We start from the raw sequence: 20,065 nt of genomic DNA, 5'->3' as shown, positions 1-20,065 counted from the left end.
CACCCACCGAACCACCCGACACCACCCACGGCACCACACCGAACACCCCACCGGAGGGCATGCCACCGACCTGCGCCGGGACGCCCTCAGAGACGGGGCTGGCGGCTGAGACGGCGACAGCGGCAAGGGCTTCCTCCTCCCGTACGGGGACGGGTGCTTGTTCGATGACCAGGTGGGCATTGGTGCCACTGATCCCGAACGAGGACACCGCAGCCCGCCGCGGCCGATCCACCGCCGGCCACGGGCACTCCTCGGTCACCAGTTCCACGGCCCCGGCCGACCAATCCACCCGCGACGACGGCGCGTCCACGTGCAACGTCCGCGGCACCACCCCGCGCCGCAACGCCTCCACCATCTTGATCACACCCGCCACACCCGCAGCCGCCTGCGTATGACCAAGATTCGACTTCACCGAACCCAACAACAACGGCCACCCACCCGACCGATCCTGCCCATACGTCGCCAACAACGCCTGCGCCTCAATCGGATCACCCAACGACGTCCCCGTACCATGCGCCTCCACCACATCCACCTCAGACGCAGCCACCCCAGACGCCGCCAACGCCGCCCGAATCACCCGCTGCTGAGACGGACCATTCGGCGCCGTCAACCCATTCGACGCACCATCCTGATTCACCGCAGAACCCCGCACCACCGCCAACACCCGACGCCCATTCCGCCGCGCATCCGACAACCGCTCCAACAACACCAACCCCACACCCTCAGCAAAATTCGTCCCATCCGCCCCCTCCGCAAACGCCCGGCACCGACCATCACTCGACAACCCACGCTGCCGACTGAAGGTCACGAAGGGCATGGGGGTGGCCATGACGGTCACGCCGCCGGCCAGCGCCAGGCTGCTCTCGCCCGAGCGAAGCGACTGGCAGGCCAGGTGCATCGCGACCAACGAGGACGAGCAGGCCGTGTCGACGGTGACGGCGGGCCCTTCGAGGCCGAGGGTGTACGCCACCCGGCCGGAGATCACCGAGGAGAAGACGCCGGTCGGGATGTAACCCTCGACCTCGGCCGATGCGTTGGTGAGGAGGGTGTCGTAGTCGTGGGAGTAGCAGCCGACGAACACCCCGGTCGCGGTCTTGTGCAGGGAGTGCGGGTCGATGTTGGCGCGCTCCAGGGTCTCCCAGGCCGTCTCCAGGACCAGCCGCTGTTGCGGGTCGGTCGCCAGCGCCTCGCGCGGGCTCATCTTGAAGAACTCGGCGTCGAAGTCGCCCGCGTCGTACAGGAATCCGCCCTGCCGGCCGTAGCTCTTGCCGGGGGCGTCCGGGTCCGGGTCGTACAGCGCCTCCGGGTCCCAGCCGCGGTCGGTCGGGTAGTCGGAGATGGCGTCGCGCCCCTCGGCGACGAGCTGCCACAGCTCGCCCGGGCTGCGTACGTCACCCGGGTAGCGGCAGCCCATGCCGACGATGGCGATGGGTTCGAACCGGTCGGTCTCCAACTCCTGGAGGCGCTGGCGGGTGCGGCGCAGGTCGGCCGTCACGCGGCGCAGGTAATCCCGGAGCTTCGCTTCATCAGACATGGGAAGTCACCATCCTCACGTGGGCCGGTCAGGAGAGTCCGAGCTCGTTCTCGATGACGTCGAAGATCTCGTCGTCGGTGGCGGCCGTCAGGTCCTCATCGGACCCGGCCGCCCCGACCGTGGGTCGTTCGCCCCCGCCCAACTTCCAGGCCAGCCCTTCGAGCCTGGCCCGCAGTGCGGCGCTGGTCGCGGGCTCCAGCGTGAGGTCGGCGAGGCTGGCTTCCAGGCGTTCGAGCTCGCGTTGCACGCGTTGGGCCGGGTCCGCGTCCTGGGGGCTCAGCCTGGTGTGCAGGTGGGTGGCGAGGTCGGTCGGGGTGGGGTGGTCGAAGATGAGGGTGGGTGACAGGCGCATCCGGGTTGCGGTGTTCAGCCTGTTGCGCAGTTCCACGGCGGTCAGGGAGTCGAAGCCGATCTCCTTGAAGGGCCGGTTGGCCACGATGCCGTCCGGGGTGGGGTGGCCGAGTACGGTCGCCGCGTGGGCGCGTACCAGGTCGAGCAGGTGTCGATGCTGGTCGTCGGGGGTGAGGGTGGCCAGCGTCGCGGCCAGGCCGCTGTCGGTTGCGCCGCTGGCCACCGCCCGGCGGGTGCCGGCGCCTGGCAGGGCCCGCAGGACGGCGGGCAGGGCGGCCGGGTCCGCGGGCGGGGTCAGCGGGCAGGGGGCAAGTGTCGCCCGGTCGATGCGCAGTGCAGTGTCGAGCAGGGCCAGGCCGTGTGCGGTGCCGATCGGGGTGAGTCCGGCGTGGCTGACGACGCGTCCGCGCTGGGCCTGGTCGAGGTGGCCGGTCATGCCGCTGGCCTCCTCCCACAGTCCCCAGGCGAGCGAGGTGGCGGGTAGGTGCCGGGCGCGTCGGTGGTGGCTGAGGGCGTCCAGGAAGGCGTTGGCCGCCGCGTAGTTGGCCTGTCCCGCGCTCCCGAGGGTGGCGGTGGCCGAGGAGAAGAGGACGAAGGCGGCCAGCTCCTGGCCCAGGGTCGCCCGGTGCAGGTTCCAGGCGGCGTCGGCCTTGGGCCGGAAGACGGTGTCCAGGTGTTGGGGGGTGAGGTTGTCCACGGTGCCGTCGTGCAGGGCCCCGGCGGCGTGGATGACGGCGGTCAGCGGGTGGGCTGCGGGCACGGTGGCCAGTTGGTCGGCGAGGGCGGCGGGGTCGGCCGTGTCACAGGCGGCGATGGTGGCGACGGCGCCCAACTCTGCTAGTTCTGCCTGGAGTTCGTGCGCACCGGGGGCGTTGGGACCGCTGCGGCTGAGCAGCAGCAGGTGACGGATTCCGTGCCTGGCGACCAGGTGGCGGGCGACCAGGGTGCCGAGGGTGCCGGTGCCGCCGGTGATGAGCACCGTGCCGGCCGGGTCGAGCGTCGGCGGCAGGGCCAGGGTGATCTTGCCGGTGTGGCGGGCCAGGCTGAAGTGGCGCAGCGCCTGGCGGGCCCGGGACAGTGGCCAGGTGGTGGCGGGCAGGGGCCGCAGGGTGCCGGCGGCGAAGAGCGGGGCGAGGGCGGCGAGCATGGCCCGGGTGGTGTCGGGGTCCACGTCAAGCAGGTCGAAGGCGCGGTAGTGGACGTGTGGGTGGGCGGCGGCGACCTGGTCCGCGTCGCGGATGTCGGTCTTGCCCATCTCGATGAACCGGCCGCCGGGTGCGAGCAGTCGGAGCGAGGCGTCGATGGACCCCGCGGTGAGGGAGTTGAGCACGATGTCGACGCCGTCGGGGGCGCCGGCCCGGAAGTGGGTCTCGAAGTCCAGCGTGCGGGATGAGGCGATGTGCGCGTCGTCCAGGCCGAGCGCGCGCAGTGTGTCCCACTTGGGTGGGCTGGCGGTGGCGAACACCTCGGCGCCGAAGTGGCGGGCGAGTTGGATGGCCGCCATGCCGACGCCGCCGGTCGCGGTGTGGACCAGTACGGTGTCACCGGCCCGGATGCCGGCCAGTTCCACCAGGCTGTAGTAGGCCGTGAGGAAGGCTGCGGGGACGGTGGCCGCATCGGTGTACGACCAGGTGTCGGGGATGCGAGTGAGCAGGCGGTGGTCGATGATGCGGGTGGGACCGATGCCGCCGGCGGCGGCCATGCCCATCACCCGGTCGCCGGGGGCCAGTTCGGTGACGGCCGCGCCGACCTCGGTGACGGTGCCGGCGTCCTCGCCGCCGATGGGCACCTTCACCGGGACGAGGCCGAGGGAGACCATCACGTCGCGGAAGTTCAGGCCGACGGCGCGTACCGTCATCCGCACCTGGTGGGGTTCGAGCGGCCGGTGGGAGGCGTCGGCCGGGGCCAGTACGACCTGTCCCAGGGTGCCTCCGTCGCCGGCGACCTCCAGTTGCCAGTCGGCGCCGTCGGCGGGTGGGGTCAGGGTGTCGGCCGCCGCGGGGACCAGCCGCGGGACGCTCATCTCGCCTGAGTGCAGGGCGAGTTGGGTCTCACCGCGGGAGAGCGCCAGGTCGAGCGCGGCGGGTAGCGCCCGTACTGAAGCCTCCTGGTGGTCGAGGTCGATGAGGAGGAACCGGTCGGGCTCCTCGGCCTGCGCGCTGCGCACCAGGCCCCACAGGGCGGCGTCGGCCAGACCGTCGGCGGTGGCGGCGGTGGCTTCGCTGGCGGCGACCGCGCCTTCGGTGACCACGGCCAGTCGGCTGGCCGCGTAGTGCGGGCTGGCCAGCCACTCCTGGAGCAGGCCGAGGGTGGTTTCGGTGCGGTGGGCGGCGGCGCGGGCCGGGTCCTGGCCCGGGTCGGGTGCCGGTAGGAGGGCGAGTACGACGTCGGGTGCGGGTTCGGCCGCCGCTTCCAGGGCCGCGCCGAGGTCGACCAGTCGGGTGTGTCGGGTGACGGCGCGTCCGGTGTGCCGGGCCAGGGTGGCGGCCAGGCCCCGGTCGTCGGCGCCCAGGACCGCGAGGCGGGTGGCGGTGTCGGCGCTGGTGGGCGCGGCGGTGTCCGGCTCGACCGGGTGCCAGTCGAGGTGCAGCAGGGAGCGCCCGGTGTCGGGGGTGGGGGTCAGCCCCATGGGGGCCAGCGGACGCAGGGTGAGGGCGTCGACGGTGAGGACGGGCCCGCCGGCCGGGTCGGTGGCGCTCACGTGCACGGCGTCGGCACCGGCGTCAGTGGCGGCGCTGGTGGTGATCCGTACCCGCAGTGCGGTGGCGTCGGTGGCGTGCAGGGTGACACCGCTCCAGACAAAGGGCAGAGCCTGTCCTTCGGTGCCGCCGGGGCCGAAGCCGGTGGCGATGAGCAGCGGGTGCAGGGCCGCGTCGAGCAGGGCCGGGTGCAGGCCGAAACCGCTGGTGACCGTGGTGGGGGCGAGCCGTACGTCGGCGTACAGCGCATCGTCGGTGCGCCACAGGGCGTGCAGGTTCTGGAAGGCGGGCCCGTACTGGTGACCGCGGGCGGCCAGGTCCTCGTACGCGCCGTCGAGTGGGACCGCGGTGGCTCCGGCCGGTGGCCAGGGCGCCGGCGTCGCGGGCGGGGTGGGGGCGGCGCCGGCCGTGGTGAGGATGCCGCTGGCGTGGTGGGTCCAGGGTTGGTCGGCGTCGGTGCCCTGCGGGCGGGAGTGGATGTGGACGCTGCGCCGCTGCTCCCCCGCCGCGTCGCCGTCCTCGGTCCGTTCGGGTGTGCCGACGGTCAGGTGGAGGTGGACGGGCCGGCCGTCGGCGAGCAACAGGGGTGCGTGCAGGGTGAGTTCGGCCAGGTTTGGGCAGCCGGTCGCGGTGCCGGCGGCGAGTGCGAGGTCGAGGTGGGCGGTGCCGGGCAGCAGCGGGGTGTGGGTGACGGCGTGCTCGGCCAGCCAGGGTTGGTCGCCGGTGCCGAGGGTGGCGGTGGCGTGCCAGCTCCCGTCGGGCAGCCAGGTGGTGCTGGCGAGCAGCGGGTGGTCGGCCGGGTGCAGGCCCAGTCCGCTGGCGTCCGCGAGGGTGGGTGCGGGGCCCAGCCAGTGGCGGTCGCCCTGGAAGGCGTAGCTGGGCAGGTCGACGGGGTGACCGGGGCCGGTGGGGCGGCCCAGTGCCCGGGGCCAGTCGACCGGTGCGCCGTGCACGTGGCCGGTGGCCAGTGCGGTGAGGAACTGTGGCCAGCCGCCGGCGTCGCGGCGCAGGGTGCCGATGGCCGCGCTGCCGGGTTCGGGGTCGCCGTCGGGGTGCAGTACGTCCTGGATGCTGGCGGTCAGCACGGGGTGCGGGCTGGTTTCGACGAACAGCCGGTGGCCGGTGTCGACCAGGTGGGTCAGGGTGGGGTGGAACAGTACGGGCCGGCTCAGGTTGTCGTACCAGTACGTGCCGTCCAGGGCGGTGGTGTCCAGGCTGTCGCCGGTGACGGTGGAGTAGAAGGGCACCTGGGCGGGGCGCGGGGTGAGGTCGGCGAGCAGGGTGTGCAGGGTGTCGCGGAGTACCTGCATGTGTGGGGTGTGGGAGGCGTAGTCGACCGGGATGGTCTTGGCGTCGATGCCGGTGGCCTGGCAGTGGGCGACCAGTTCGGTCAGGGCGTCGGCGTCGCCGGCGACGACGGTGGTGGCCGGGCCGTTGAGGGCGGCGAGGTGGACGCCCGGGTGTCGGGTGAGCAGGTCGCGGGCCCGGTCTGCGGCGATCGGCAGGGAGGCCATGCCGCCGGTGCCGGCGACGTCGGCCAGCGCCTTGGAGCGCAGGGCCGAGACGCGGGCGGCGTCCTCAAGACCGAGGGCGCCGCAGGCGTACGCGGCGGCGATCTCACCCTGGGAGTGGCCGATGACGGCGTCCGGGTGGACGCCGTGCGCCCGCCAGAGGGCGACCAGGCCGGAGGCGACGGCGAACAGGGCGGGTTGGACGACGTCCACCCGGTCGAGACCGGGCGCGCCGGGCCGCTGGCGCAGCACGTCGAGCAGGTGCCAGTCGGTGTGCGGCTCCAACGCCTGGGCGCAGGCGTCGAGTTCGGCGGCGAACTCGGGCGAGGCGGCGAGCAGGTCACTGGCCATGCCGGCCCACTGGGGGCCCTGGCCGGGGAAGACGAAGACGGTCTTCGGGGTGCCGGCGGCGGTCCCGGTGACGGTGCCGGGCGCCGGGTTGCCCGCCGCCAGCGCGGTGAGTCCGTCGATGGCGCCGGCGGTGTCCTGCGCGGTGACGACGGCCCGGTGGGTGTGGTGGGTGCGCGAGGTGGCCAGCGCCCGGGCCACCTCGGCCGCGGTGGGTGCGGTGGCCGGCTCCGCCTGCTGTGCCCAGTGGGCGAGCCTGGCCGCCTGGGCGGCCAGGGCAGGTGCGTCGTGGCCGGAGACCAGCCAGGCCAGCGGGCGGCCGGCGGTGCGCTCGTCCTCGGCGGTCCGGTCCTGGTGGGTCGGGCCGGCGGGCAGGGTGGGTGTGTCGTCCGTGGCTTGGGCGTCTTCCGCGGGGGCCTGTTCGAGTACGAGGTGGGCGTTGGTGCCGCTGATCCCGAACGAGGACACCGCAGCCCTACGCGGCCGATCCAGCACCGGCCAGGCACGCTCCCGCGTCGCCAGCTCCACCGCGCCCGAAGTCCAGTCCACCCGCGACGAGGGCGCGTCCACGTGCAACGTCCGCGGCACCACGCCGCGGCGTATCGCCTCCACCATCTTGATCACACCCGCCACCCCCGCAGCCGCCTGGGTGTGACCGATGTTCGACTTCACCGAACCCAGCCACAGCGGGTCACCCGCACCCCGCCCCTGCCCGTACGTCGCGAGCAGTGCCTGTGCCTCGATCGGGTCGCCGAGGGAGGTCCCGGTGCCGTGCGCCTCCACCACGTCCACCTCGGAAGCGGCCACCCCGGATGCCGTCAACGCGGCCTGGATGACGCGCTGTTGGGAGGGGCCGTTGGGGGCGGTGAGGCCGTTGGACGCGCCGTCCTGGTTGATGGCCGAGCCGCGCAGCACGGCCAGTACCCGGTGTCCGTTGCGCTGGGCGTCCGACAGCCGCTCCAGCAGGACCAGGCCCGCGCCCTCGCCCCAGCCGGTGCCGTCGGCGCCGTCCGCGAACGCCTTGCAGCGGCCGTCGGGTGCCAGCCCGCGCTGCCGGCTGAACTCGACGAAGATGCCGGGCAGCGACAGCACGGTGACCCCGCCGGCCAGCGCCATCGAGCACTCCCCCGCGCGCAGCGACCCGGCGGCCAGGTGCAGGGCCACCAGCGAAGACGAGCAGGCCGTGTCGACGGTGACGGCGGGCCCTTCGAGACCGAGGGCGTACGCCACGCGGCCCGAGATCACGCTCGCGGTGGAGCCGGTGAGCAGGAAGCCGCCGTCGGTACCGGCGGGCGGCTGGTGCATGCGCGGCCCGTAGTCCTGTGCCATGGCACCGACGAACACCCCCACCTGGCTGCCGCGCAGCGTCCGGGGGTCGAGGCCGCCGCGCTCGACCGCCTCCCAGGCCACTTCGAGCAGCAGCCGCTGCTGCGGCTCCATCGCCTCCGCCTCGCGCGGCGAGATCCCGAAGAACGCGGCGTCGAACCGGGCGACGTCGTCCAGGAAACAGCCGCGCCTGGTGTACGAGGTGCCGGCGTGCTCGGGGTCGGGGTGGTAGAGCCCGTCCAGGTCCCAGCCGCGGTCGGTGGGGAAGTCGGTGGTGCCCTCGCCGCCCGCGTGCACCAGCTCCCACAGCTCCTGCGGGCTGTGCACGCCGCCGGGGTAGCGGCAGGCCATCGCGACGACGGCGATCGGCTCGTCCGTCGCGGCGGGACGCCCGGTCTCCTGGCGCGCGGCCGGGTCGGACGCCGGCTGCCGCCCGTCCGCCGGCGGGTCGATCGCGGTCTGCAAGCGGGCGATGACGTGCTGCGGGGTGGGGCAGTCGAAGGTCAGGCTGTCGGGCAGCGGCAGCCCGGTGGCGCTGCTGAGCCGGGCGGCGAGTTCGGCGCCGGTGACCGAGTCGAGGCCGAGTTCCTTGAACGTACGGGTCGGGTCGAAGGCGTCCGCGCGCAGGTGCCCGAGGGCGGCGGCGGTGGCCCCGAGCACCACGGCGGTGACGTCCAGGGTGGGTTGCGGGGTGGGGTCTGACGGGGCGGGGCCTGTCGGGATCGGGTCCGCCGCCGGGGTGGAGGTCGTCGCCGGGGTGGTCTCGGTCACCGCGGGGGCGTCCGCGGGCCCGCTTCGGGTGCCGGACCCGCCGCCGGGGGTGGCCGCGTCCAGCCAGTGGCGCCGGCGTTGGAAGGCGTAGGTGGGCAGGGACACCCGCCGGGCGCGCCGCCGGTCGGTCCAGGGCGACCAGTCGACGGGCGCCCCGGACGCGTACGCCTGGGCTGCCGCGAACACCATCCGCTGCCAGCCGCCTTGGTCACGGCGGAGGGTGCCGATGGCCTCCCCCGTGTCGGTCACGATCTGCTCGACGCTCAGCGTGAGCACCGGGTGCGGGCTGACTTCCACGAACAGGGTGTGCCCCGCCGCGGCGAGCGCCCGTACGGCCGGCTCGAACCGTACGGTGTGGCGCAGGTTGCGGTACCAGTAGTCGGTGTCGAGGCCGGTGGTGTCCAAGGGTTCGCCGGTCACCGTGGAGAAGAAGGGCACGGCCGCCGGGCTCGGCCGGACGTCGGCCAGGGCCTCCAGCAACTCCCCTCGTACCGGCTCCACTTGGTCGGTGTGCGAGGCGTAGCTGACCGGCATGGCGCGGGCCCGTACGCCGCGCGCCTCGTACCCGGCGACCAGTTCCAGCACCGCGGCCCGGTCGCCGCCCACCACCGTGTGGTGCGGGCCGTTGACCGCGGCGACGTGGATGCGGCCGGCGTACTCGGCCAGGTCCGCGTCGACCGAGGCTGCGGGCAGCAGGATGGAGGCCATCGCCCCGGCGTCGTCCCCCAGGGTTGCCACGGCCCGGCTGCGCACCGCGACGATCCGTGCGGCGTCGGCGAGCGAGAGCGCCCCGCACACATGGGCCGCGGCGATCTCACCCTGGGAGTGGCCGACCACCGCGTCCGGGACCACGCCGAGCGAGCGCCAGACCGCGGCGAGCGCGACCATCTGCGCGAAGAGCACCGGTTGCACCACATCGACGCGGACGAGCGAGGGTGCGTCCGGCGCGCCGCGCACCACGTCGAGCAGCGACCAGTCCAGGTACGGCGCGAACGCGGCGGCGCAGGCTTCGACCGACTCCCGGAAGACCACCGACTGGTCCCACAACTCCCTTGCCATGCCCTCCCATTGGCCGCCCTGCCCGGGGAAGACGAAGGCCACCTTGCCGGCGCGGGCCCGCCCCCGTATCACCTGCGGCGCCTCGTCGCCGCGGCCGAGCGCGTCGAGTCCGGCGAGCAGGTCGGCCCGCCGTTCGCCGAGCACCACGGCGCGGTGCGCGAAGACGGTACGGGTGGTCAGCAGCGCCGAGCCGACGTCGGCCGGCGCCGCCTCGGCGTCCGCGGTCAGGTGTGCGGCCAGCCGGGCCGCCTGCGCGGCGAGACCGGCGGCGGTCGGCGCGGACACCACCCAGGGCAGCGGGCCCGCCGGGCTGGCCTGCGGCTGCTCACCGGTGGGTGCTTGGGTGGGTTCGCCGCTCCCGGGCGCGGCGCTGCCACCCGCGGCGGTCCCGGCCGCGGCACCCCCGCCGCTGGCGGCCCCGGAACCAGCGGCCCCGGGGGCCGCGGCCAGCACCAGGTGACAGTTGGTGCCGCCGATCCCGAACGAGGAGACGCCGGCGAACTGCGCGACGGCCTGCGACTGCGCCCGGCCGGGCTGGTCGGACACCGCTGGTTGAGTTGCCGTGTCGGGGGTCGCAGATTCGTGGGTTGCTGGTGCCTCGTCCGCAGGGTGGGTCGGCCAGGGTGTGTTGCTCGTGGCCACCTTGAGGTGCCAGCCGTCGAAGTCGATGCGTGGGTGCGGCTCGGTGAAGTTGAGGCTGGCCGGGACCGTGCCGTGGGACAGCGAGAGCGCCACCTTGAGGAGGCCGACCACGCCCGCCGCGCCCTCCAGGTGGCCCACGTTGGTCTTGGCCGATCCGACCAGCAGCGGGGCGTCCTGCGCGGTGCGGGCTGCGCCGAGCACGGCACCGAGTGCGGCTGCTTCCACGGGGTCGCCGACCCGGGTCCCGGTGCCGTGCAGTTCGACGTAACCCACCTGGCGCGGGTCCACCCCTGCGCTGCGGTACGCGCTCTCCAGCACGGCGCGCTGCCCATCGGCGCTGGGGGCGGCCAGGGCGGTGCCCGGGCCGTCGTGGTTGACGGCGCCGCCGCGGATCACGCAGTAGATGCGGTCGCCGTCCGCGAGCGCCCGCTCCAGCGGCTTGAGGACGACCATGCCGCCGCCCTCACCGCGGACGAAGCCGGCGGCAGCGGCGTCGAAGGTGCGGCACCGGCCGTCCGGGGCCAGGGCGCCGATGCGGTCGAAGTCCGCCCCGCGGTCGATCAGGTTGAGGTTGACGCCGCCGGCGATGGCCAACGTCGCCTCGCCCGAACGCAGGCTGGCGCAGGCGAGGTGCACGGCAACCAGGGACGAGGACTGCCCGGAGTCGACGGTGAGGCTGGGGCCGCGGGTGCCGAGGACGTAGGAGAGGCGGTTGGCGATGATGCCGCGGCTGCGGCCGGTGAGGGCGTGCGGGTTGCCGCCCGGGGCGCCCTGCCGGTCCTGGAGCAGGGCGTAGTCGTCCCAGATGGCGCCGACGAACACGCCGGTCTTGGTCGCGCGCAGGGCGGCCGGGAGCTGCCCTGCGTCCTCCAGGGCCTCCCAGCCGAGTTCCAGGGCGAGCCGCTGTTGCGGGTCCATGGCCTGGGCCTCGCGCGGGGAGATGCCGAAGAACTCCGCGTCGAAGGCGTCGATCCGCTCCAGGAAGCCGCCCCAGCGGGCCGCGGTCGCATCCGTCGCCGGCCCGGTTCCGTCGGCCGGCTGCCCGCTTGTCCAACGCCCGGGCGGCGGCTCGGTGATGGCGCTTTTGCCCCGGGTCAGGAGCTCCCAGAATTCCCGCGGGTTCGCCGCCATCGGCAATCGGCAGGAAAGCCCGACGACGGCTATGGCCGCTTCGTTTGACGGGTGGGTCTCAGACACGACGCTGTTTCCCCTCGGGCCGTTTCGACACAGGACCGTGCACACCGGAGCACCGCGGCGGAAAAGCGCGGTACGGGCGGCGGCTGAATTTCTGTCAGGGCGCCTTCCGGCACCGCTCGACGGCCGTCGCACACCGTGGTCAGCCGCGCGCCACCTGCCGGAACGGGCAGTTACCGCGCCACTTCCCCACCGCCGGGCCGAGCTACCGAGTCGCAGCATCTCCAGGCCCGGCGCACGCCCTGAGGCAATCATCTAGGGGCCGTCGCGGGCAACCATCTGCGGTATGGCTTGCCTGTTCGTACGGCCGCCTTGCCCATGTTTCCCAGGACCTCGTCCGAAGCGTCTTTCACCGAAAATGGGCAGCGGAAATCCCGCGGACCCGATGGATTCCGCGGGAGAGGCTTGACCGGTGAAGTTACCCGATGCGTTGCTAGATCAAGCCGGACCTAATGGCGTAGGAGACGACATGCGTCCTGTTGCGCAGATTGAGTTGCTTCATCAGGCCGTAGAATATGTTCTTTATCGTGCGCTCCGAGTAGCAGAGCTCCTGCGAGATCTCGGCGATGACATAGCCTTCGGCGGCCAGTCTGAGGACGTTGATCTCGCGGGCCGAAAGGCCCGATGCGGTGAGGCCGCGCGGGGTGAGCACGTCGCGCTGTACGCGGTGTACGTGGTCGAGTAGGCCGCCTTGCAGCGAGGCCGGGAAGTCGGCCCAGCCCTTGCTGATCCGCCAGATGACGTCGACGAACCTGGCGGGCGTGAACTCCGCACGCCACAGCGCTGCCCGTACGCCGTACTCGGCCGCCATCGAATAGTCGGCGTGCCAACTGTTGTCGACGATGAGGCAGAACCGCACCGAGGGCGCCTGCCAGGTGCGTAAGAGTTCCATGGTATCGGCATTGACGGTGTCGACCGAGACCACCATGACATCCACTTCGGCCCCTGGTTCGGCCGCGCTGAGCTTGAATTGTGGATTGGCTTCGAGTGGACCGACGAGCCCCATGCACGTAATGGGATCTTCAGCATGAACCGCAACCTTGATCATGGCCGTCCCCCGTATCGAATGGTCGCCCCTGCGGCTCGGACGCCGACCCGCTGTGCGGCGGTACGCCGATATCATGGCACGCTGATCTCTCCCTCTCGCCGACTCTGTGGCAGGGGACGGCTAGCTGTAGGGAAAAATCACGCGAGCGCCCACCGAAGCGGAATGTTGCACACCGCGAACACCGTCCGCCGGCTCACTAAGTACCGGTCCATGGCTTCCCTTTTGGCGTGGCATCCGGTATCCGGCGCGGCGACACTTCGCCGTAATCAACATGCCGGTTCTTTGATACCCGCGGCCACCCCGGGGAATTCGATCACCGCGCTATCCGGCACTTCACCGGGCCTACGCGAGTCCCGGTGGCCGCGCCCCGGGCCGGGCCGGTCGCCGGCCGCGTCGCGCCCCGGCGGCGGGCGGGCCTTCCGGATGCCCGTGCGCGCTGCCCGATTGGTGCGGCGAGCGGGCAGCGCCGACGGACGGCCGACGGGGCACTGTCCGGAAACCGGACGGCCACGGGGACACGGGCACGGACATCAAGTGGCCGCGCGGGGCGGGGGCCAGGGCCGGCCGGGGCGGTCGCCGACGTGACACGGGGTTGCCCCGCCGGCGGCGGGCCGCTTGGGGGCGGGGGCCGCCGGGGCGCGGGCGGGCGCAGGTCATCCACCCTGGCGGGCCGACCCGCGGCCGGCCCGCCGTCCAGCAGACGTCAGGCGTCGTACGCGTGGAAGCCCCGTCCGCTCTTACGGCCCAGGAAGCCGGCCTCCACCATGCGCAGCAGGAGTGAGGGCGGCGCGTACAGCGGCTCCTTCAGCTCTTCGTACATCGCTTCGGCGACCGAGACGATGACGTCCAGGCCGATCAGGTCGACCAGGGCCAGCGGTCCCATCGGGTGGCCGCAGCCGAGCACCATGCCGCGGTCGATCTCCTCGGCCGACGCGGGGCCCGACTCCAGCATCCGTACCGCGGCCAACAGGTACGGGATCAAAAGGGAGTTGACGATGAACCCGGGCTGGTCCTGGGCCTGTACGACCTGCTTGCCGAGGGTCTGGGTGACCAGGGACCGCGTGCGGTCGAGGACGGCTGGCCGAGTGCGCAGCGAGGCGACCAGTTCGGCCAGCGGCATCACCGGCACCGGGTTGAAGAAGTGCACGCCGAGCACCCGTCCCGGGTCCCGGACGCACTGGCCCAGCTTCATGATCGGGATCGAGGAGGTGGTGGAGGCGAGGACGGCGTCGGGGTCGGCGAGCACGGCATCGAGTTCGCCGAGCACCTCCCGCTTGTCGGCCAGCGACTCGCGTACCGCCTCCAGGACGAACTGCCGGTCGCGCAGGTCCTTCAGACTGGTGGTGAAGGCGACCCTGGCCAGTGCGGCGTCCCGTTCATCCGCGGTCAACTTGCCTTTTTTCAGGGCTCGTTCGAGGGAGTGGGCGAGCCGTTCGGCGGTCCGGGCGACGGCCGGTTCGCTGCGGGCGACGACGGTCACCTCAAGACCGGCCCGCGCGGCGACCTCGGCGAAGCCGGTGCCCATCGCCCCGCAGCCGACGACCCCGACCCGGTGGATGTCGCTCACGGTGTGCTCCGTTCCGCCGCGGCGGGCGTCCAGCGCAGCAGGCAGCTCCCCACCGACATGCCGCCGCCGAAGGCCGACAGCAGCACCACGTCACCGGCGCCGATCGCGCCGGCGCGCACCGCGTCGTCCAGCGCCACCGGGACCGATGCGCTGCCGGTGTTGCCGTACTTGCCGACGACCAGGTGGGTCCTGGCCCGGGTGAGGCCGCACCGCTCGGCGAGTTGACCGAGGAGCACTCCGTTCGCCTGGTGCGGTACGAAGCAGTCGACGTCAGCGAGATCGACGCCGGCCCGGGCGAGCAGTTTGTGCAGCATCGGCGGCACGTTGTCCATGACGAAGTCGCGTACCCCGCGGCCGTGCATGGTGAAGAAATGTTCACCGGCGGCGACGGTCTGCGCCGAGGTCGGCACCCTGCTGCCGCCGGCTGGCACCTTGATCAGGTCCTGTGCCTCGCCGTGGGTGCTGAGGGCGATGTCGATGATGCCCTGCCCCGGCGGCACCTCGCCGACGACCACGGCGCCGGCGCCGTCACCGAGCAGGACCGCGGTGCGCCGGTCGTCGTAGTTGAGGATGCGCGAGTAGACGTCGGCACCGATGACTAGGGCGCGGGCGCCGGGGTTGGCCGTGACCAGGCCGCGGGCCAGTTCCAGCCCGTACACGAATCCCGCGCACACCGCGTTGACGTCGAAGCAGGCCGCGTCCTGCGCGCCGAGCAGGTGTTGCACCAGGCTCGCGGTGGGGGGTTGCGGGAAGTCGCCGGTCGAGGTGGAGACGATGACGTAGTCGATGGCGGCGGGGGTGAGACCGGCCCGTTCGAGCGCCGCGCGGGCCGCCTTGGCGGCCAGGTCGGAGGTGGCCTCGTCAGCGGCGGCGTAGCGCCGGGTGTAGATGGCGGTGCGGCTCTCGATCCAGTCGACCGTGATGTCGGGCACGCGGGCGACGATCTCCTCGTTGTCCACCACGCGCACGGGCAGGTACGAGCCCGTGCCCAGGATTCCGACGGCCGGTGCGGTGCTGTTCGTCATGGCGCTCACGCCACCCTTCCCCGGTCGGTGGTGCGCTCGCGCAGCGGGTTGAGCCGGTCCACGCCGATCCGGGCGCGCCGTTCGGGGTCGGTGACGCCGAGCCCTTCTTCGGGGGCCAGACAGAGGACGGCGACCTTGCCCAGGTGCCGGTTGGTCTGTACGAGTCGGGCCGCCTCGGCCGCCTCGGCCAGCGGGTAGACCGCGCTCAGGGTGGGCACGATGCGGCCCGAGTCGATGAGCCGGGCGCACTCCACCTGTTCCTGGAGGTTGGCGACATGACTGCCGATCACCCGCTTGAGCTTCATCCACAGGTAGCGGTTGTCGAAGACGTGCTCGTAGCCGGTGCTTGAGCCGCAGGTCACCACGGAGCCGCCGCGGCGCACCACGAACACCGAGATGCCGAAGGTGGCCCGTCCCACGTGCTCGAAGACGGCGTCCGGGTCGCGCCCGATGTGGCCGCGGATGATCGAGCCGAGCCGCTTGCCGACTTCGATCGTCTGCTGCGGGTCGCCCGATGCGTCGTCGTCCAGGCCGATTTCGGCGCGGGTGACGACCAGGTCGCAGCCGAGCCTACGGACGGCGTCCGCCTTCGCCGCGGAGCCGACGACGCCGATCGGGATGCCGCCGCCGTTCTTGACGAACTGCACGGCGTACGCGCCGAGCCCGCCGGCCGCGCCCCAGATCAGCACCGCGTCACCCTGCTTGATCCGGGCCCCGTTGTCACCGACCAGCATCCGGTAGGCGGTGCCCGCGCACAGGGTGTTGCAGGCGGCCTCTTCCCAGGTCAAGTGGGCGGGTTTGGGAACCAGTTGACTGGCGCGGACCAGCGTGTAGTGGGCCAGGCCACCGAAGTTGGTCTCGAATCCCCAGGCCCGCTGTTCCGCGCCGAGCATCCCGTCGGCGTGGCTGGCCGGCTCCTGGTCGTCGACGTACGCGGGGCTGACCACCACGTGGTCGCCGACCCGCCAGCGGCGTACCCCGGAGCCCAGCCGGACGATCACACCGGCCGCGTCCGAGCCCACCACCTGGTGCGGCTGGTCGTGCCGGGTCGCCCAGCCACCCTGGCGGGCGAACTGCTCCAGGAAGCGGAAGGTGGACAGCGGCTCGAACATGGCCGACCAGACGGTGTTGTAGTTGATCGCGCTCGCCATGACGGCGACGACGACCTCGTCCGGGGCGAGTTCGGGCATGGGCACCTGGCCGACCCGGAGCGACTTCCTGACGTCCTTGTCCGCTACGCCGCGGAACATGTCCGCGTCCTCCTTGCGGAGATAGGCCGCCTCGTAGGTGTCGGGTAAGGCGTGGCGTTCGATCTCTTCGGGCGTCACGCCGCCGAGCAGGGCGTCGGCCAGGGAGCTCATGACAACCTCTTTCCGTAGTCAGCGAGGTTCCTTGCACACCCCGGGCGGTTTCCTGGTCGCTGCGCGGTGCCGGCGGGCCGGCTCGGGGCGATCCGCGGGCGCGGGGCCCGCCACTGCCGGTGGTGACCGCAGGCCACGTCGCTCGTGGACCACCTGTCCGGCCGGGTGCCAGTGCTCCGGTGCGGAGCGGGGGACGTCGCTGCCGTGCTGTCGGGAACGGAGTTGCCCTGGCCCACTGGCGCGCCAGGTGCTACCGGAAGAGCGGGGCCCCCATCGGGCGCGTCCCACACAACCACCGCCGCGATGGGCCGTCCAACGGTGTCCCGCTTTCGTGCCTGTTCGTACTCGCACCCTTGCCCGATCTTCGCGACGGCCCGCGGGCCGGGTTGCGGGGCCATCGGGCGGGCGCGTTCGGGTGGCGCCGAAAGGGAGATACCCGTGCCGGAGTGGTCCGCGAGCCGGCAGGCCGCATCCGGGCCTGCACGCCCTCGCGGCGCACGCGACCAGCACCCCAACCCCCGTGACGCCCGTGACAGTCCCCGTAACCCACGGCCTACGCGGCAACCGTTTCCGAGCCGCCGGCCCGGCGCGTGACCTCAGCCAGTGCGCGGTGTCGACCCGATCCGCGATCTCAGCCCAGCCTGCGCCCTCAGCCCGGTACGAACGGCGAGAGCGCGCCGTCCAGCCAGGCGGTGGCGAGTTCGAGCCGGGAGCGGCAGCCGGTGCGCTCGAAGATGCTGGCCAGATAGGTTTCCACGCTCTTTTCGCTGCGCGCGAGGACCGCCGCGATCTGCCGGTTGGTGCGGCCTTCGGCCACCAGTCTGACCACCCTGAGCTCCTGCGCGGTGAAGACCGACCGGCTGGCGCGGCGGCGCGGCACCGGCTGTCCGAGCGAGTCGGTGACCTCCACCAGGAGTTGCCTGGCCCGCCGCGCCGACAGCCGCTCGCACCACTCCCACGCCTCGGTCAGCCAGGTCTGGGAACCGGTGGTGCGGGCCAGCCACAGGCTGGTCAGGAACGACAGGAGTTGGTCGCCCTGCCAGGCGGGCAGGGCCCGGGCGGCCAGCGCGCTCTCCACGTCCTCGCGCACCACGGCCCGCGCCAGCAACAGTGCCACCTGGGTGTTCTGCGCGCCCACACAGGCGTGCAGTTCCTCAAGCGCCTCAAGTGCTTCGAGCCCGGCACGGTGGTGGCCGCGCTGGACGGCGTAGATCGCCAGTCGCAGCAGCAGCCGCTCCAGGCCGGCGAGGTGACCACCGGCGCGCAGCACCCGGTATTCCCGCCAGCCCTCCCGCCAGGCGCCGACCGCGTCCCCGTCGTCGTGCCGCAGCCCGGCCCTGGCCCAACTGGCCAGTGGGCCGCGGCCGTGCGGGGCGACGACGCCGCGCAGCCAGTCGGCGGCCCGGCCCGTGTCACCCTGCCAGCGGCAGATCTCCGCCGCCAGGCTGCGGCTGTGGTCGTACAGCGGACCGCCGTCGGTTCCCCTGGCGTACGTCTCGACCCGGCGGGCCAGCGTCAGCGCGGTCTCCCAGGAGCCGGTCAGGTACTCGCGGACCAGTGCCTGGTACAGGCGCAGCGGGCTGTCCTCGAAGCGGGCGCAGCGGTCGCCGAGTACCGCCTCGAAGGCGGTCGCCCAGTCGCCGAAGGCCGCGGCCCCGCGGAGCTGTTCGATGTCGCGGGGCGGCGGTAGGCCGGCTTCGGCGCGGAGCCCGCGGACGGCCAGCAGCCCGTGCTCGAACTCCTCGCGGGTGCCCAACGTGCCGGTCAGCAACAGCATTTCGGCGGCGGCCGGGATCTGCGAGGCGGGCGGTTGGGCGAGCGGCACGGCGGTGGGGCGGGCCGGCTGGGCGACGTCGGGGAGCGGGTCGGCGGCGGGTGGGGGCGGTGGTTCGCCGCGCATCCGCAGGGCGAGCGCGATCAGCGCGGCGGCCGTCGGCACCCGCATGGCGGTACGGGCCGGTGGGCTGTCGTGGGCGACGACGTGGTTGCCGAGCCACTGTTCGTGCAGGGCGGCCAGGGCCCAGGCCGATGCCAGGTCGACGAGGTGTTCGCGGCGGGCCAGGGTGCGGTCGTTGCCGCCGGGCAGCAGTCCGGCGCCGAGGCCGAGCAGGCCGGCGGCGTCCCCGTGGTCCAGCATCAGCCCGATGGCGCCGCGCAGGATGCCGGGCAGGCACTCGTCGTCGCGCGGGAGTTGACACAGCAGGGCGAGGCAGGCGCGGGCGGTGCGCCGCTGGCTGCCGCCGTGGTCCCGGCGGACGGCGGCCAGCAGGAGTTCGGTGGAGAGCGAGACGGGCAGTTCGCTGCCGGCGGCCAGCACGTGGTCGCACAGCCGCGGGTCGAGCGCGCCGCCGCCCGCGCCGGCCCGCCGCTTGGCGTTGAGCACCACCTGGGCGTGCAGCCTGGCACCGTACCAGCGGGCGGGGTTGCGCTGGAGGGCGAGGCCCAGTGCGGGCACGGCGCAGGACAGCCGCTGCCGGTCGTCGACGGTGACCAGGTGCCTGGCGACCAGGGTGTCGAGCACCTGGCCGACGTGGGCGACGGTGCCGCCGAGTTCCGGAGCCAGGCCGAGGAAGTCGTCCACGGTGGTCTCCGCCACCGCGGTCAGTCGGGCCAGAAGCGCCAACGCATCGTCGGCGAAGGCGAGTTGACTGATCGGTACGGTCTCGTCCGCGGCGTCGGCGGCGGGCTGCTCCGGGCGTCGTACGGGCAGCGCGATGACCAGCGCCCGGTCGGCGGGGCAGGCGTGCCCGTCCACGACCGTCAGCCGTTCCTCCCGCCACAGGGCTGCGACCGTGGCGAGTACGGCCCGGGGGTTGCCCGCCAGCGTGCCCAGGGCCGCGCGGACCGCGGTGACCAGTTCGGGGGCGGCCGGCAGACCGAGCCTGCGACCGGCCAGCGCGCCGGTCTGCGCCCAGGTCAGCGGGGACAGTTCCAGGCTCTGGTCGGCCGCGGCGGCGAGCGTGGGCAGCACCTCGGCGGGGCCGTCCGGCGGGCACTGGCCGCACACGACGACGGGCACCCCGTCCGCCCGCAGCCCGCACAGCAGCGCGCCGAGCACGCCCACGTCCTCGTCCGCCAGGTGGTGGACGTCGTCCAGGACCAGGGACACCTGTCGGCTCTGCGCCACTTGCTGTAGCAGCGCCTGCGTATGGAGCATGAGGGGGAGATGGTGTCGGCGGTCTCCCGCGGCCTCGGCCCTGACCCGGCGTACGGCCTTGATGAGCGGCAGCGCGTCCCGGGCGCCGGCCTCCATCAGCAGCTCACACGTGCGGTCGGCGACCGTGCCGAGCCCGGCCCGGCCGGCTGCCGGCAGGTCGATGCGGAGCACCAGGACGCCGGCGCGGGAGGCGGCCTCGATGGCGGTTTCGGCCACCGTGGTCTTACCAATGCCCGGCTCACCGTGCAGCATCAACAGACGGGCCGTGTCGCTGGCCCGCCGCAGCGCGGCGCTGACCTCGCGCACCTCCTCCCGGCGGCCGACGAGCGCCGTCTTGCCGTGAGCCGGCATCAGTTCGCACCACATCCCGCGGGGTCGACCTTGACCCTTTGGTCAAGATCTTCACTGATTAAGCACTCCCTTCACCATCCGCACCTTCATATGATTGGTCAACGGGGGGTGGCGCCTTTCG

The 20,065-nt window shown here is 73.1% G+C and carries 7 protein-coding genes; all 7 read right to left on the bottom strand.

All coding sequences use genetic code 11. From position 1 onward, the window contains the following. Positions 1–1,534, bottom strand: a 1,534-nt coding sequence (locus ACMA1D_RS01380) for a type I polyketide synthase (protein ID WP_414721964.1), incomplete at its 3' end; no start/stop codon positions are given. A gap of 28 nt (positions 1,535–1,562) precedes the next feature. Then, positions 1,563–11,438 carry an SDR family NAD(P)-dependent oxidoreductase gene (locus ACMA1D_RS01375; RefSeq protein WP_414721963.1) on the bottom strand — a complete coding sequence of 3,292 codons (9,876 nt, stop codon included), beginning with the start codon at positions 11,436–11,438 and terminating at the stop codon, positions 1,563–1,565. Between the two features lie 430 nt (positions 11,439–11,868). Then, entirely contained in the window at positions 11,869–12,327 is a 459-nt protein-coding gene (locus tag ACMA1D_RS01370) for a response regulator transcription factor (protein ID WP_414721962.1), read from the bottom strand. 859 nt (positions 12,328–13,186) lie between these two features. Then, on the bottom strand, positions 13,187–14,050 hold the full coding sequence (locus ACMA1D_RS01365) for a 3-hydroxybutyryl-CoA dehydrogenase (RefSeq protein WP_414721961.1): 864 nt from the start codon (positions 14,048–14,050) through the stop codon (positions 13,187–13,189). Further along, a complete protein-coding gene (locus tag ACMA1D_RS01360) occupies positions 14,047–15,075 on the bottom strand; it encodes a 3-oxoacyl-ACP synthase III family protein (RefSeq protein ID WP_414721960.1) in 1,029 nt (342 codons plus the stop codon). The genes ACMA1D_RS01365 and ACMA1D_RS01360 overlap by 4 nt, the downstream gene beginning before the upstream one ends. A 5-nt stretch (positions 15,076–15,080) precedes the next feature. Further along, positions 15,081–16,436, bottom strand: a complete 1,356-nt coding sequence (ccrA, locus tag ACMA1D_RS01355; protein WP_414721959.1) for a crotonyl-CoA carboxylase/reductase — start codon at positions 16,434–16,436, stop codon at positions 15,081–15,083. Positions 16,437–17,085: 649 nt separating this feature from the next. Next, the gene (locus tag ACMA1D_RS01350) at positions 17,086–19,944 is read right to left on the bottom strand and encodes an AAA family ATPase (protein WP_414721958.1); all 2,859 of its coding nucleotides are present in this window, start codon (positions 19,942–19,944) and stop codon (positions 17,086–17,088) included. Between the last annotated feature and the right edge of the window lie 121 nt (positions 19,945–20,065).

Source organism: Streptomyces sp. 796.1 (assembly GCF_047525675.1).
In the GTDB taxonomy this organism is placed as follows: domain Bacteria; phylum Actinomycetota; class Actinomycetes; order Streptomycetales; family Streptomycetaceae; genus Streptomyces.
The sequence above is the reverse complement of the archived record's forward strand: the minus strand, read 5'-3'. Positions and strand labels throughout refer to the sequence as shown.

What these genes read in the sequence shown, in the direction of transcription:
- ccrA (WP_414721959.1), bottom strand. Translation starts at nt 16,436, where the DNA reads ATGAGCTCCCTGGCCGACGCCCTGCTCGGCGGCGTGACGCCCGAAGAG.
- ACMA1D_RS01360 (WP_414721960.1), bottom strand. Translation starts at nt 15,075, where the DNA reads ATGACGAACAGCACCGCACCGGCCGTCGGAATCCTGGGCACGGGCTCG.
- ACMA1D_RS01370 (WP_414721962.1), bottom strand. Translation starts at nt 12,327, where the DNA reads ATGGAACTCTTACGCACCTGGCAGGCGCCCTCGGTGCGGTTCTGCCTC.
- ACMA1D_RS01350 (WP_414721958.1), bottom strand. Translation starts at nt 19,944, where the DNA reads ATGCCGGCTCACGGCAAGACGGCGCTCGTCGGCCGCCGGGAGGAGGTG.